Here is a 13752-nt window from a genome sequence, read left to right on the forward strand (position 1 = left end):
TACCGCCTCTGGCGGATAGATATGCCAGGCGCCATCGTCGTGGCGGAAAAAGAAGAGCGTGAAAGAACTGAATGCGCAGCTGAGTGAAGAGGATGCGCGTTCCACTTCAATGCAAACGCACCGGCGGCGCCCTGCACGGATACGATGTATGGAGCACACGTGCAGATGCCCGGCGCTCACCGCGCCCAGCCATTTTTCAACCAGTACGCGCAAAGTCTGCTCCGACGCAACCATAAGATTCTCCGTAGTTTGCTTTTTGCCCCATGAGACCATGCTAGGAGCGCCATAAGTCCTTGTCCCTCGGGAGAGGTCGATTATGGCTTCAGGCGTGGCTGGTTTTCCTGTCGGAATATCCTTACGAGCGATCGCGCTCGGAAGTCAAACCATGTTTGATTGCATAGCGGATCAGTTCGGCGTTGTTTTCAATGCCAAGCTTTTGCATGAGGCGCATCTTGTGCGTGCTGATGGTCTTGGCACTCAGCACAAGCACCTCGGCTATCGCATTGATGCTCTTGCCCGCCGCCAGGAGATGCAGCACCTGGAACTCACGATCCGACAGGATCTCGTGCGGCGCGGCGTCGCTCGAATGGGTGTCGAAGACCATGACATCGACCAGCTTCGGATCAATGAACCGCCCCCCGCCGGCAAGCTTGCGAATGGCGCAAAGCAGGATGTCAGGATCGCTGTCCTTCGTGACATAGCCGGTCGCACCGGCCCGCACCGCACGCGCGACGACCTGCGCTTCATTGTGGATGCTGAGCACCAGGACCGGCAGCGCCGGGTGTTCGGTGCGCACACGCCGGATCAGGTCAACGCCGCTGATTCCCGGCATCGTCATGTCCAGGAGCAAGAGGTCGACGCGGCAAGTACGCAGTTTCTCCATCACCTCTGCGCCCTGCGCCGCTTCGCCCGCCACACCAATGTCCGCGGTCGTCGCGATGATCTGCTTCAATCCGCCACGCACGATGGCGTGATCGTCGGCTATGAGGATCCGGATCATGGGCGTTCGCCTTCGCCCAACGGGACGTGAATCGACACCACGGTGCCCGTTTCGGGCGAGCTGTCGATTCGAAGCGATCCCCCGATCAGCCGGGCGCGCTCGCTCATGCCGAGCAGTCCGTATGAATATCCCTTGCGGGCGGCTGCCGGATCGAACCCGCAACCGTCGTCGCTGACGTAGAGATCGAGCGTGGTCTCGGTGTTGGTCAAGGTGACGTCCACGCGCGAGGCCCCCGCATGGCGCGCAACGTTGGTCAGCGAGGCCTGCACAATACGAAAAACCGCAGTGGCATGGGCATCATCAAGAACCGGCTCGCGGCCGTTGATCCAGAGCTGGCAGGAAAGGCCTTTGCGGCGGCCGAAGTCCTCCACCAGCCACTCCAGCGCCGACACAATGCCGAAGTTGAGCGCTGCGGGTCTCAGATGACTCGCGACGTTGCGCACCATCCAGATCGTCTTTTCAACCAGCTCGCGCATGTCGTCAACTTTCTTTGCCGCATCCGAGTCATTGGCAAGACGCATCTTGAGCAATGAAACGTCCATCTTCAACGCGGTCAATAACTGCCCGAGTTCGTCATGAATTTCCATCGCGATGCGTTTTCTTTCTTCTTCGCGAATCGCTTCCATGTAGGCGGACAACTCCCGCAGTTGCTCGCGCGATTCCAGGAGTTCGTGCTCGATGCTCTTGCGCTCGGTAATGTCCTGGATCGTGCCGACCAGCTTTAACGGCTGCATCGCGCCGCCGGGCATCGCCTCGGCCTGGAACTGGACGATACGCACCACACCGTCGGCTCCCCTTACGCGGCAATCGAGGCCGTATGGGCGCCGCTCATCCAGCAACGCCCGTACAGCCAGGCGCACCAGCGCCCGGTCCTCGCGATGCACTGCCGCCAGAAAAGTGCGGTAGCCCGGCCGCGAAAGATGGGGCGCCAACCCGAGAATCCGGTACATCTCGTCGGACCAATGGATCACGCCAGCGGTTGCGTCCCACTCCCAGTCACCCAGCCGCGCAAGTCGTTGCGCGTTCGCGAGACTCGCTTCGCTCGCCCGCAATTTTCCCTCGGCCAGCTTGCGCGCGGTCACGTCATTGAGGCCGACGTAGATGGCCGGCGCGTCGTCGAAGCTCGCTACCCGGGCGGTCAGCATTGCCCAGAACGTGCTGCCGTCCGGCCGCCTGAAATTGACTTCCGTGTTGCGAAAGCCGCCGAGCATGCGAAGCTGGCGCACCAGCCTGTCGCGCGTCGCGGGGTCCACATAGAAATCGGCAATACGAATGACCGTGTCGGTCTGGGCGGCGAGGCCGAACAACTTCCGAAACGGCTCGTTCATGTAGAGCAGCGACCCGTGCGGCATCGACGTGATGCAAAACGGCAGCGGACTGGTCTCCACGATATTGCGGAACCGCGCCTCGCTCGACAGCAACTTTGTTTCGGCCCGCCTGCGCTCCTCTATCTCCAGCCGCAGGCTGGCATTCGCCTGCGCGAGTTCTGCAGTGCGTTGCGCGACCCGCACCTCGAGCTCGTCGCGCGCACGCGCCAGCGCCGCTTCCGCTTGCTGGCGCACGTTCACTTCGCTCGACAATTGCCGGTTCTGTGCGACAAGCTGCTTGTGCATTGCGCGTAGCGCCAGATGCGTACTGATCCGCGCCATCATTTCGTCGATCCGAACAGGCTTCGTCACGTAGTCCGAGCCACCGGCAGCGAAACCTTCGACCAAGTCCTCGATTCCAGTCAGCGACGTCATGAAGATCACCGAGATATCTCGCGTGCGCTCGTTCATCTTGAGCCGGCGGCAAGTTTCAAAGCCGTCGATGCCTGGCATCTTCACGTCGAGCAGGATCAGATCCGGCTGCGAAAACTGCGCGCGTTCGAGCGCCTCCTCGCCATCGAGCGCCACCAGCACGCGAAAGCCCTGGTCGGCGAGGCTGTCGACCACGAGGCTGAGATTGGCCGGCATGTCATCGACAATGAGGATTGCCGGCGGCTCGTTGACGCTGTCGCGCAGGTTGGCGCTTATCTCGCTCATGGCGCCGGCCTCGCTTCAATATAGCGTTCTACGAGCAGGAGGATTGCCTTCGACTGATAGCCTTTCGCCAGCCCACGCAGGTGCGCTGTAAAAGGTTCGTACTGCGGATCGATTAATGAAATCCGGTCCGCCCACGCAATGATGTCCCGCATATTGCCAACCCGCGCAAGACGATACAGTTCATCCATTTGCGGCGCCGGCACGGCGGTTGGCACTGCCGGCAATGAGGACGACTGCGGGGCATGCGCCTTCGCGGCGTAGGTCCACTCAAGGTTTAGCAACGCGCTTATCTGGGCCAGCAGCAGGCCGAAGTCGACCGGCTTGGGGAGGAATGCATTCACGCCCGCCGCAAGGCTTTTTATCTCGTCGCTACAGGATGGGCTGGCGGTCACCGCAATGATCGGCACGTCAGTCAGTCCCGGTGTTCGCCGTAATCGGCGCGTGGCCTCGAGGCCGTCCATGCCGGGCATCACGATGTCCGTGACAATCAGTGCCGGCCGCTCGCTTTGTGCCTTGGCCAATCCCTCGCTGCCGCTCGTCGCTTCGATGATGTCGAAACCGAGCCGGCTCAGCAATTCCGTAATGACGGTGCGATTGACCGTCACGTCATCGATGATCAGCACTTTCCTGCGCGGCCCCTCGTAGCCGGTCGCGACGCGTGCATCCGGTTCGCGCGACGTGCCTGAGCGAACCGTCGTGGCGGGGGGCAGTTCAAACCAGAAGGTACTGCCTTGCCCGAGGCCGCTCTCGACGTGGATCTCGCTGCCCATCGCCAGCACGAACTCCCGGCTGATGGCGAGCCCGAGCCCGGTGCCCTCAGAACGACGCTCGGGATTGCCGACCTGTTCGAACGGTTCGAAGACTGTTCTCAACTGATCCGGCGCAATGCCGATCCCGGTGTCGCGTACCTCGAACCGTACCGCCTGGTAAGCGGTCTGCGTGACAAGCAGACTCACCCTGCCCCGATCCGTGAATTTGACGGCGTTCGCGAGGAGGTTGAGCAGCACCTGCCGCAAGCGCCGCGCGTCGGCGCGCACGCCACCCGGTACGTCGGGCGCAATCACGCAGACACATTCGAGCTGTTTCTCTTCCGCCTTTACGCCGATGATTTCGCGAATCACATCCATGAGACCGGGCAACGGTACGTCGACAATCTCAAGCCTCAGCTTGCCCGCCTCTATTCTCGCGAAGTCGAGCGTGTCGTCGATCAGCGTCAGCAGGTGTTCGCCGCTGCGCTGGATGACGGCCACGCCGGCATGTTGCCGTTCGTTCAGCCCGCTGTCGCGGTGGAGGATCTGCGCGTAACCCAGGATGCCGTTCAGCGGCGTGCGTAGTTCATGGCTCATGTTGGCCAGGAATTCGCCCTTGGCGCGGTTCGCCGCTTCAGCCGAACGCAGCGCCTCGCGTTGCTTGGCGGCGTTACGTTCGTCAAGGTAGGCGACGTGCAGGCGTACACCCATCGCATGAAATGCGGCAACCACGCGATCGAGTTCGTCGGGTCGGCGTGGCTGGCGGCGCTGAAGGCTGAACGGTTGCGGCGACTCGCGAAAGTCGTAGCGGCCGACAAGCCGCGCGATTGTCGCGAGGTGTCGCGTAACGAGCCGCCAAAAGATGTAGATGATGAAAAGCGCAACGAGAAAGGTGTTGGCCGCCTGGCTCACCAGGATCAGGAGCGCGGTCTGCGCCAGCTCACTATAGAGACCGGAGAGCGTCGCCTCGACATACAAGGTGCCGAGCACGCGTTGCGTGCCGTGGACCCGGTACGAGATGGGAAATTCGCGCGATATGACCGCATCGTTCATGCGCTGGCCAGCTCGCACCACCAGGGGCGAGGCGACCGAGCCAGTCTCACGGACCTCGGCGGCACGAATATCAGCAAGACGAAGCATGCCGTCGAGTTCGAGTTGAAGCTGCTGCCGGTCGAGCCGCCATAGACCCTCGCTGAGGCTGTCGCGATAACTCCGGTCGATATCCGACAGCCGGTTTTCGATGAGCGAAATCCCGCGCTCATAGTCGCCGTAGAGTTGAAGCGCAGTCAGCAGCAGCGTAACCACGCAGCTGAACAGGAGGACAGTCGCGAGAAGCCGCAGGACCACGCTGTGGCGAAAGCGGCTCAGCGAACTCCACAGTGCGCTGAACGTGTTGAGAACCATATCCCCCCGCGAGTGCCCGGAACCTCGTTTTCGTTAATCTGCACTCGTTGCCGAATGACGGTTATCGTGAGTTCATCGGGCGGACGGCAGACTTGGCGGCCGACCGTCGGTACTGAAATGGTTTAGGGTGAGCAGACCGGCGCAGCGCCTCGTCGCACGCGCCAGCTGCGCTCTGGAACCCACTCGCTGAAGACGGCAGGTCCCTTGCGCTTTACCTTTAGGCGTTCCAGCAGACGCCTGGCCTATCTCGAACGGAACAAACCGATGCCCTCCAGCTTTCAAGTTCATTCAAGTTCGCCCAGGCAAGAAAGGCTGATGCAATCCTAGCCGTTGGCCGCGATACTGAACGGGCCAAACGAGTTCCCCAGAATCTCGTCAATACAATCGGCCAGGTCGCACAGCACGCCAGACTCGTCTACATCGAGCGTTTCCGCGTGGAATTTGCGTAGCTCCCACATGGTGTCCGCAAGGCGCCTGATCGATATGGGACCGCTGTTGATCAGAGGCCAGCAATGCATCAAATACGCGAGCGGAATCACGTTCCTGTTCTCGCACCATGAATCGAACAAGCGCAGGCAGATAGTGTGGATATGCTCCACCGCATTTTCGCGCTCGGACAGATACGGAATCATGGCGGATTACCGGAAGACCCATTTTGATGCTTCAGAGTCTAGGCGGCTGAAGGGAATTACACAGTCAGGAAACGCGGAAAATGGGCCGGGACGTATGCTGATTTCCTCGTCAGGAAATCCTTACGCAGACAAGAATTCGATGCGGGGACAGGGAATGATCAGGACGACTGCTGAGAAGGCAGCGCCCCGAGTGGAAGCGAAAGGAGCCAACCATCGCGGGCCCCTTTCGCGGCGCAAGCTACGCTCGCTTCGAGCACTCAAGACCGCTAGGATGTGCCCTTGGCGTGCCCCGAGCTTTCTTCAACAAGAGACCCGGGCGCGTTCTCCAAAGCGCTATCGTGACGAAGCAGGAGGACCGCTGCCACGCCGACCAGACCGGCCCCGGACAGACAGAGCAAGCCAGCGGCAAAACTGCCGGTGCTGTCCTTGATCCATCCCATCGCGTAGGGTCCGAAGAATCCGGCCAGATTGCCGAGCGAATTCACCGCTGCAATGCCGCCCGCTGCGGCCGCCCCCGAAAGGAAAGCGGCGGGCAACGTCCAGATCACCGGCAGGCAACCGAATATGCCGAAGCCGGCAATGGACAGCGCGATCATTTTCAGCACAGGATCATCCAGTACCGTTGAAGCCGCAATTCCACCGGCAGCCACCAGCAGCGGAATGGCTACATGCCACTTGCGCTCGAGCTTGCGGTCGGAGCGGCGTCCCCACAAGATCATGCTGAAGACGCCGACAATGTAAGGCAGCGACGTCACCAGGCCCGTCTGGACATTGCCGAGGCCAAATCCTTTGACGATTTGCGGCAGGAAGAAACTCAGGCCGTAGTTGGTCGCGTTGGCGCCGAAGTAGATAAGCGCGACCGCGAGAACCCGCGGGTTGAACAAGGCTTCGCGCACACTGAAGGAACGCACGGCCTCGCGCTGCGCGCGTTCCTGTGCTTGCCGGGCCACGAGCCAGTCACGCTCCTCGGGCGCAAGCCAGGTTGCGTCCGCCGGTTTGTCGGTGAGATAAAACAGGACCACGAACGACAAGAACAGGGCCGGCAACGCTTCAATCAGATAAACCCACTGCCAGCCCGCGAGGTTTGCGAGTTTATCGAGGTTGAGCAGCGCACCGGAGATAGGGGCGCCTATCACCGTGGACAGCGGGATGGCCACCATGAAGTAGCCCACCACGCGCGCCCGGTACGCCGCCGGAAACCACAGCGTCAGCAGGAAGATGATGCCCGGGAAGAATCCCGCTTCCGCAATCCCGAGCAATACCCGCAAGGTGTAGAACACGTGTGCGGGCGAGAGTCCTGTCAATCGGGAGATCCCGGGGATGAATGCCATGGCGCCGGCAAGGATGCCCCAGGTGAACATGATCCGGGCGATCCATCGGCGCGCACCGAACTTCTCCAGCAGCAGGTTGGACGGAACCTCGAAAAAGAAATAAGCGATGAAGAAAATCCCCGCGCCGAAGCCGAAGGCGCTGGAGGACAACCCGAGGTCTTTATTCATTTGCAACGCGGCGAAACCGACGTTGACGCGGTCCAGGTACGCTATGAAATAACAGAGGATCAGGAACGGGACGAGTCTCTTCGTCACGCGTCCCAAAGTGCGGGTTTCGAGTTCCACTTGCCTTCCCCCAAGTCAGAGTTTTAAACGTCCATCGTCATCTTGTGCGCAATGTTCATATCTCTTTGCCGTAGAAAGCATAGTGCTCCTGAGACAAAGCGGGAAGTAGTATGTGCCCGTGGAACTCCAGTTAACGCTGAGATGCCGCGCGCCGGCTGATGGCAGAATTGACCGGGTCAGGCGCAGCATGCGCTGGAGTCGGAAGAATTGTGTGCGCGAAATGACGTATGAACGTCTGTCAGGGGGCCTTGCACATACGCCCGCGTCTATTTCCTCGTACCTGTCCTCGTGTCGAATTCCATGTCAACGCTGCGCGCAATTGGGCATTACCCGGCGGCGCCTACAGGCGTCTCTTGGTTTATCGGCGGGCGCAAAATGTCTGTCAGGGCGCGCCGTCTGTTTTATGAGCACGCCCATGATCCCGTCCCCCGCGACGCCCTCTCACACACGCTGTATCGATCGCATTCCCGTAACACAGGTACGCGCAGCGCTTCAACCCGATTGGAGGCTCCTCAGGAGAAGGCACATGCGAAGCGATTGGACAGCCGGCGTTCGTGCGCTGGCCTGCGCCGTCTTGATGACGGGCGCGGCCAGCCTCGTAACTAGCCTCGTGGCTAGCCTATTCATGACCGGCATTGCCCGCGCCCAAGCCAGCAGTCCGGCGCTGGCCGCGCCCATGCATATCCGCATCCTTCGCGTACGAGAGGAAGTCGTTCGGGAAAGGCGCTGGGATTTTCTGATTGCGGCGCTGAACCATACGATACCCACGTACGGACCCTACGTTATCGACGCCTACTCCGAGCCGATGTCAACACAGCGAGAGATCGAGGAGGTCATATCCGGTCGCCTGATCAATGTGATTGCGAGCGATCCGGGTCACCCCGACCTCAACGCGAAGACCATTCCGATTGCCATACCTATCGACAAAGGCCTTCTCGGTTATCGGGTCGCGCTGATCCGGCGCGACAACCAAGCTCGCATCAATGAAGTCAATGACATCCAGGGCCTTCGTCTGCTGAACGTCGGGCAAGGGCAGGACTGGGGCGACGTGCCCGTGTACCGGCTCAACCGCATCCCCCTCGTCACGACAAGCCAGTACGATCTCCTGTTCCCGATGCTGGTTCACCGCCGTTTCGACCTGTTCCCGCGCGGTGCGCTTGAGATCACGCCCGAGCTCATTTCATTTCGCACCCAGTACCCCGAGATGGCGATAGATACTCATCTGCTGATCCGCTATTCCTATGCGCAATTCTTTTACGTCAGCAAGGCTTACCCGCTGATCGCCCAGCGAATCAAGGACGGCCTCGAGGCAATGCGAAAGGACGGAAGTTTCGACGCGCTATTCCAGAAGAATTTTGGGCCGGCCGTTGCCGACCTGCATCTGGAAAGGCGTGTCGTGATCGAGTTGAGCAATCCGTTTCTTCCCTCGTGGGTGCCGGTCGAGCGCAAGGAACTCTGGCTCGATCCGGTCACGGCCAGCAACCCCGGTTGAGGCGAAGAAGGTGTGAGGCAAAGTTGTAAGGCGAAGCTGGAAAGCAAAGCCGGGAAATCCGGCGTAAACCCCGGTCAGAACCGATACCCTACTGAAACAAATGAAATGATCGGATTGAGTTTGATCTTGGTGCTGCTGGTCACGGTGCCCAGTTTCGACTGGGTGGTCAACGTGGCGCGCGTTGAAAGCCACATATGAATATTCCACGCCAAAGTGAACAGGGATTCCACGGCAAAAAGAACACGAATTCCACGGCAAAGTTAATGCCGATTCCACGGCAAAAAGAACAGGGTTTCCACGCCATCGTGAACAGGATTTCCGGGTGGCGGCGATGCGGGTCAACGGTGGCACGATCGACGGTTTTGTCGGGAGTGCCGAATGGCAAATGTCAGGTTGACCATGCGCAAAATCAGGGAAGTGTTGCGGCTGCATTTCGAGTGCGACCGCAACCAGAGGGAGATCGCCGACGCGGTCGGCGCCTCGACAACAACGGTGTGGCATTACCTGCGCCGCACGCGCCTGGCAGGGCTGAGCTGGCCGCTGCCAGCGGAACTGCTAACGGATGACGCGGCGCTCGAGGCGAGGCTGTATCCGCCGCCGGCGCGGCGCGAGCCAACGCGAGGCATGCCGGACTGGCCGACTGTGCATCGCGAGATCGGCAGGAAAGGCGTCACGCTCGATCTGCTGTGGCAGGAATACAAGGCGCAGCATCCGGACGGCTGCGGCTACAGTTGGTTCTGCAAGGCTTACCAGGAATGGGCGCAGCGGCTTCCGGTCACGATGCGGCAAACGCACGTGCCGGGCCAGAAGCTGTTCGTCGACTATAGCGGCAAGAAGCTCGGCATCATCAACCCGGACACCGGAGAAATCCGCGAGGCCGAGCTGTTCGTCGCTGCGCTCGGCGTGTCCGGGCTTACGTTTGCGGAGCTCACCTGGACTCAGCAGCTTCCAGACTGGATCGGCTCGCACGTGCGCGCCTTCGCGTTCTATGACGGCCTGGTCGAGATTCTGGTGCCCGACAATTTGAAATCGGGCGTCCACAAGCCGGGGTTTTACGATCCGGACATCAATCCAACCTATCAGGAAATGGCCAGGTATTACTCCGTGGCGGTGATCCCGGCTCGCAGTAAAAAACCGAGGGACAAGCCGAAAGCAGAGCTGTCGGTCCTCCTGGTGCAGAGATGGGTCCTCGCCCGCCTGCGCAACCAGCGTTTCTTCAGCTTGGGCGAGGCCAACCGGGCGGTTGCCGCGTTGCTGAGCGATCTGAACAACCGGTCCTTCAAGAAATTGCCCGGCTCCCGCCGTAGTGTCTTCGACGAAATCGATCGTCCGGCACTCAGGCCGTTGCCCGAGCAGCCCTATCAGTACGCGGAGTGGAAGGTCGCGCGTATCGGGCCGGACTATCACGTCGAGCTTGATCAGCACTATTACTCGGTGCCGTATCGCTACGCGCGCGAGCAGGTCGACGTGCGCCACACGACCAACACCGTCGAGATCTTCCATCGCGGGCAACGTATTGCCGCTCACGGCAAAAGCGCTCGCCGTCGCTACCACACCACGATCGACACGCACATGCCGCCGGAACACCTGGCGGTCGCCAAGGGCTGGGATCCGGAGCGGCTGCGCAACTGGGCCGCCGACATCGGTCCGCATACGGCGGCCGTCATCCAGCACCTGCTGGGTGCCCGCAAGCACCCCCAGCAGTCGTATCGCACCTGCCTCGGTGTGCTGCGTATGGGCAAGGACTACGGGCGCGATCGGCTCGAAGCTGCCTGCCGCCGCGCTATCGATCTGAAAGCGCCGAACTACAAGTTCATTGACTCGACGCTGAAGAACGGCCTGGACCGAGAGCCCGAACCCACTACCAGGCAGGCCGACCTACCGCTTGTGCATGCCAATGTGCGCGGGCCTTCGTACTACCACTGAAACTGAAAGGGAGTCTATATGCTGCATCATCCCACTGTCGACAAACTGCACGCGCTGCACCTGTCCGGCATGGCGGCGGCGCTTGCCGAACAACAGTCCCAGGACGGCATTGACCGGCTGGGCTTTGAAGAACGTCTGGGGCTGCTGGTCGAGCGTGAATCCAGTGAGCGCGACTCGCGACAAACGGCGGCCCGGCTGCGCCGGGCCAGACTGAAGGTCCCCGACGCATCGCCTGAGGACATCGACTATCGCACAGCCCGCGGACTGGATCGCGCGCTTACCGCCCGACTGCTGACCGGTGAGTGGCTTCGGGAGAGTCAGAATCTGATTCTGGTTGCCCCGACCGGGCTCGGCAAGAGTTGGTTGGCTTGCGCCTTCGCTATCCAGGCGTGCCGTCAGGGGTTCTCCGCCTGCTATCTGCGCGTGCCGAAACTGAACGAGGAACTAGCGATCGCACACGGCAGCGGGCGCTACGCGCGGTGGCTTGCACAACTGGCCAAGACTGATCTCGTGATTCTCGACGATCTGGCAATGGCGCCGCTGACCGATTCCGCGCGGCGCGATCTGCTTGAGGTTCTTGACGACCGTCACGGGCACCGTTCCACGCTCGCTACCTCCCAGATTCCGGTGGACCATTGGCATGAGGCGATCGGCGAACCCACCGTCGCCGACGCGATCCTTGACCGGCTGGTGCACAACGCTCATCGCATCACGCTCGAGGGCGAATCGCTGCGCAAGACGCGCAGCCGATTGACCGCGAAGCCGCAGTCCGAGTAAAAAGGTAAAGGTCCCGCGTCGCTGCGCTCCGTTTGTTCGCGATGGCGTGGAATCCTTGTTCGCTTTGCCGTGGAATTACGATTCACTTTGCTCTGGAATGGCTGTTCTCTTTGCGTGGAATACGCACCACATATAAGAGAGCGAGGCATCGACCGACCAATGCTTGTTGATATTATAGGAAAGCCCGGCGTTGATGACCGGCGCAAACGAACTGCTCAACTTGGCTTTCGTCGGTCCCTCAAGGGCGGTCCCATAGCTTGGGGAATACAGGAAACTGCCGCTGGACATCGCCGAACTCAACTTCACACCGCTGTACCAGACATACGATCCACCGGCGCCGAGATAAGGCCGCAGGCGGCTCTGCGCGTCGTTGAAGTAATACTTCAGCAGCAGGGTCGGGCTCCATTCGTAAGCGGTCCCGATCTGCCCGAGTGACGAGAGCGATCCGCTGCCGGACAGCGTGAACTTGGGCGGCACGCCAAGCACGGCCGTGGCGGCGATGTGATCGGTAATGAAATACGTCGCTGTCAGGCCGAACGTGTCCGCGTTGTCGACCGATGCCCCCGTACCGGTTTCGGTCGTGCTCGTGCCAAGGGCACTGACCGTCAGCGGCTTGCTCGAATCCTGTGGCGCCAGATGAAACCAGCCGAGGTTCGCCACGATGTCGCCCGCGCTCTGTGCGTGAGCCGCCATACTGATCCACAACGTGGCCATCACGCTCATCACGCCCAATGCTCGTTTCTGCATGCTCACGTCTCCTCCGTTTTATCCGATCCTGTCAGTGGATCTGGAGAAGATTCTATGCGAACGATCGTACGAATAACCCCCTCTACGCTTGAGCAATACTTCTGGAATCTGGTAAGAATCCGAAACCCGATTTGCTGCCCTTCTGGCATCGCACAGCGGACGAGGTATGAACACCGAGAGACGGTTTTAGTCCAGAGAACGCATCTCATCGCATGATGTTTTACGCAGGCGGTCAAATGACCCAAGTAGCCGGTCTACCGTTTTAGATTGCTTCGGGCGGCTTCATGCCGTTATCTGATACACGAGAACGTTTGCCAGGCGCGAACCGATTACCGGCTCGAATGGGCTCGTGTGTTCACAACCGGTAACAACCTCCGGCCCTCTGCGAGACAGGCGCTTATCTTCGCAAGAGTTTTTCGAACCAGCCCTCTCTTACGCCTACAATACCCCCCGATCCATCCCGAATTCGCGATACCGCCCTCAACCCACCACGCGCTTTTACTGGTCCACAGGCAGCATGGTCACTGAAACCTCATCCTCCGATTCCCTCGCAGTCGCCCAGCGCGTACGCGACCTGATGAATCGCCACGGCATTGGCAAGCGGCAGCAGACAGCCGAGCTTTGCCGCATCCTCGACCTCAGTTTCTCGCAGGGACATCGCAAGCTACGTGGCAACAGCCCATGGACGCTTGCGCAGATCCGCCGCGTGGCCGACGCGTTCAGCGAGCCTGCCCTGCAACTCTTCGACGCGAAGAACGCCGACGTAGACGACACCGAAGGCACCGCCCAGGATGCCGTCCTGATGCTTGGCGCTATCCAGATTCCCTGTGTTGCGTGGATTGGCGAAGCGCTGGAGCCGGGCAGCCGTCCGGATTTCATTGCACAAAACATGAACGGCCGCTGGCTCGTGACGACGCACGAAGGCGTGCTGCTGCACGCCGCGCACGATGTCCACAAGATCGAGATCCAGCCGCGCCGCACGGACATGGACAAACCGCTGATCGCGGTCGTGGACGACGATCAGACCTCAGCCGACAACCTGCACGACTATCTCGAACGCAGCGGTTTCACGGCGGTCGCGCTGTATGGTCTGGAAGGGTTCTCGCAAGCGCTGCAGACACAAGTGTTCGACGCGGTCGTGATCGACTGGCTGTTCGGGGCGCATACGTCGGCCGACGCGATCCGTGCCGTGCGCAACTCCGACAACCCCGATGCGCCCATCTTCGTATTGACGGGCGAACTGACGACCGGTAAGGCAAGCGAGTCGGAAATCAGCGACATCATCCAGCGCTACAACGTCACATGCTTCGAGAAACCGGCGCGCATGGCAATCCTGGTGGCCGACCTGTCGAAGCGCTTGCAGCGGGCCTGATCCTCGACACCGC

At 60.7% G+C, this 13752-nt stretch carries 10 protein-coding genes and 1 pseudogene; 4 read left to right on the forward strand and 7 right to left on the reverse strand.

The annotated features are described in order from the left end of the window. Positions 1-355: 355 nt before the first annotated feature. From BSU04_RS31020 to BSU04_RS31040, 5 genes are all read right to left on the reverse strand, one after another. The gene (locus BSU04_RS31020; protein ID WP_089164108.1) at positions 356-1000 is read right to left on the reverse strand and encodes a response regulator; all 645 of its coding nucleotides are present in this window, start codon (positions 998-1000) and stop codon (positions 356-358) included. Beyond that, positions 997-3024 carry a hybrid sensor histidine kinase/response regulator gene (locus tag BSU04_RS31025; protein WP_089164109.1) on the reverse strand — a complete coding sequence of 676 codons (2028 nt, stop codon included), beginning with the start codon at positions 3022-3024 and terminating at the stop codon, positions 997-999. Before BSU04_RS31025 ends, BSU04_RS31020 begins: the two co-directional genes overlap by 4 nt. Beyond that, a complete protein-coding gene (locus tag BSU04_RS31030) occupies positions 3021-5177 on the reverse strand; it encodes an ATP-binding protein (RefSeq protein WP_089164110.1) in 2157 nt (718 codons plus the stop codon). Before BSU04_RS31030 ends, BSU04_RS31025 begins: the two co-directional genes overlap by 4 nt. Positions 5178-5500: 323 nt before the next feature. Then, complete coding sequence (locus tag BSU04_RS31035) at positions 5501-5809, reverse strand: hypothetical protein (protein ID WP_089164111.1); 309 nt, start codon at positions 5807-5809, stop codon at positions 5501-5503. A gap of 266 nt (positions 5810-6075) precedes the next feature. Next, a complete protein-coding gene (locus BSU04_RS31040) occupies positions 6076-7425 on the reverse strand; it encodes an MFS transporter (protein WP_089164112.1) in 1350 nt (449 codons plus the stop codon). Between the two features lie 526 nt (positions 7426-7951). Here BSU04_RS31040 and BSU04_RS31045 point away from each other — a divergent pair. Beyond that, on the forward strand, positions 7952-8917 hold the full coding sequence (locus BSU04_RS31045) for a hypothetical protein (RefSeq protein WP_089164113.1): 966 nt from the start codon (positions 7952-7954) through the stop codon (positions 8915-8917). Between the two features lie 74 nt (positions 8918-8991). Here the strand turns inward: BSU04_RS31045 and BSU04_RS49195 are convergent. Beyond that, a pseudogene (locus BSU04_RS49195) lies at positions 8992-9114 on the reverse strand (OmpW/AlkL family protein); the annotation flags it as partial. Between the two features lie 181 nt (positions 9115-9295). Between BSU04_RS49195 and istA the strand changes: the two are divergent. Both istA and istB read left to right on the forward strand, forming a co-directional pair. Beyond that, positions 9296-10843 carry an IS21 family transposase gene (gene istA, locus BSU04_RS31050; RefSeq protein WP_089164114.1) on the forward strand — a complete coding sequence of 516 codons (1548 nt, stop codon included), beginning with the start codon at positions 9296-9298 and terminating at the stop codon, positions 10841-10843. Positions 10844-10861: 18 nt separating this feature from the next. Next, positions 10862-11620: an IS21-like element helper ATPase IstB gene (istB, locus tag BSU04_RS31055; protein WP_089164115.1), complete on the forward strand. Its 759-nt coding sequence runs from the start codon at positions 10862-10864 to the stop codon at positions 11618-11620. 75 nt (positions 11621-11695) lie between these two features. Here the strand turns inward: istB and BSU04_RS31060 are convergent, their stop codons facing one another. Then, the gene (locus BSU04_RS31060) at positions 11696-12367 is read right to left on the reverse strand and encodes an OmpW/AlkL family protein (RefSeq protein WP_179258495.1); all 672 of its coding nucleotides are present in this window, start codon (positions 12365-12367) and stop codon (positions 11696-11698) included. Between the two features lie 517 nt (positions 12368-12884). On the opposite strand from BSU04_RS31060, the gene BSU04_RS31065 reads away from it, so the two are divergent. Further along, the gene (locus BSU04_RS31065; protein WP_089164116.1) at positions 12885-13739 is read left to right on the forward strand and encodes a helix-turn-helix domain-containing protein; all 855 of its coding nucleotides are present in this window, start codon (positions 12885-12887) and stop codon (positions 13737-13739) included. The last annotated feature ends 13 nt before the right edge of the window (positions 13740-13752 follow it).

Source organism: Caballeronia sordidicola (assembly GCF_002220365.1).
Classification (GTDB): Bacteria; Pseudomonadota; Gammaproteobacteria; order Burkholderiales; family Burkholderiaceae; genus Caballeronia; species Caballeronia sordidicola_C.

Coding starts and splice junctions, on each gene's coding strand:
- BSU04_RS31020 (WP_089164108.1), bottom strand. CDS start 1,000: ATGATCCGGATCCTCATAGCCGACGATCACGCCATCGTGCGTGGCGGA.
- BSU04_RS31025 (WP_089164109.1), bottom strand. CDS start 3,024: ATGAGCGAGATAAGCGCCAACCTGCGCGACAGCGTCAACGAGCCGCCG.
- BSU04_RS31030 (WP_089164110.1), bottom strand. CDS start 5,177: ATGGTTCTCAACACGTTCAGCGCACTGTGGAGTTCGCTGAGCCGCTTT.
- BSU04_RS31035 (WP_089164111.1), bottom strand. CDS start 5,809: ATGATTCCGTATCTGTCCGAGCGCGAAAATGCGGTGGAGCATATCCAC.
- BSU04_RS31045 (WP_089164113.1), top strand. CDS start 7,952: ATGCGAAGCGATTGGACAGCCGGCGTTCGTGCGCTGGCCTGCGCCGTC.
- istA (WP_089164114.1), top strand. CDS start 9,296: ATGGCAAATGTCAGGTTGACCATGCGCAAAATCAGGGAAGTGTTGCGG.
- istB (WP_089164115.1), top strand. CDS start 10,862: ATGCTGCATCATCCCACTGTCGACAAACTGCACGCGCTGCACCTGTCC.
- BSU04_RS31060 (WP_179258495.1), bottom strand. CDS start 12,367: ATGCAGAAACGAGCATTGGGCGTGATGAGCGTGATGGCCACGTTGTGG.
- BSU04_RS31065 (WP_089164116.1), top strand. CDS start 12,885: ATGGTCACTGAAACCTCATCCTCCGATTCCCTCGCAGTCGCCCAGCGC.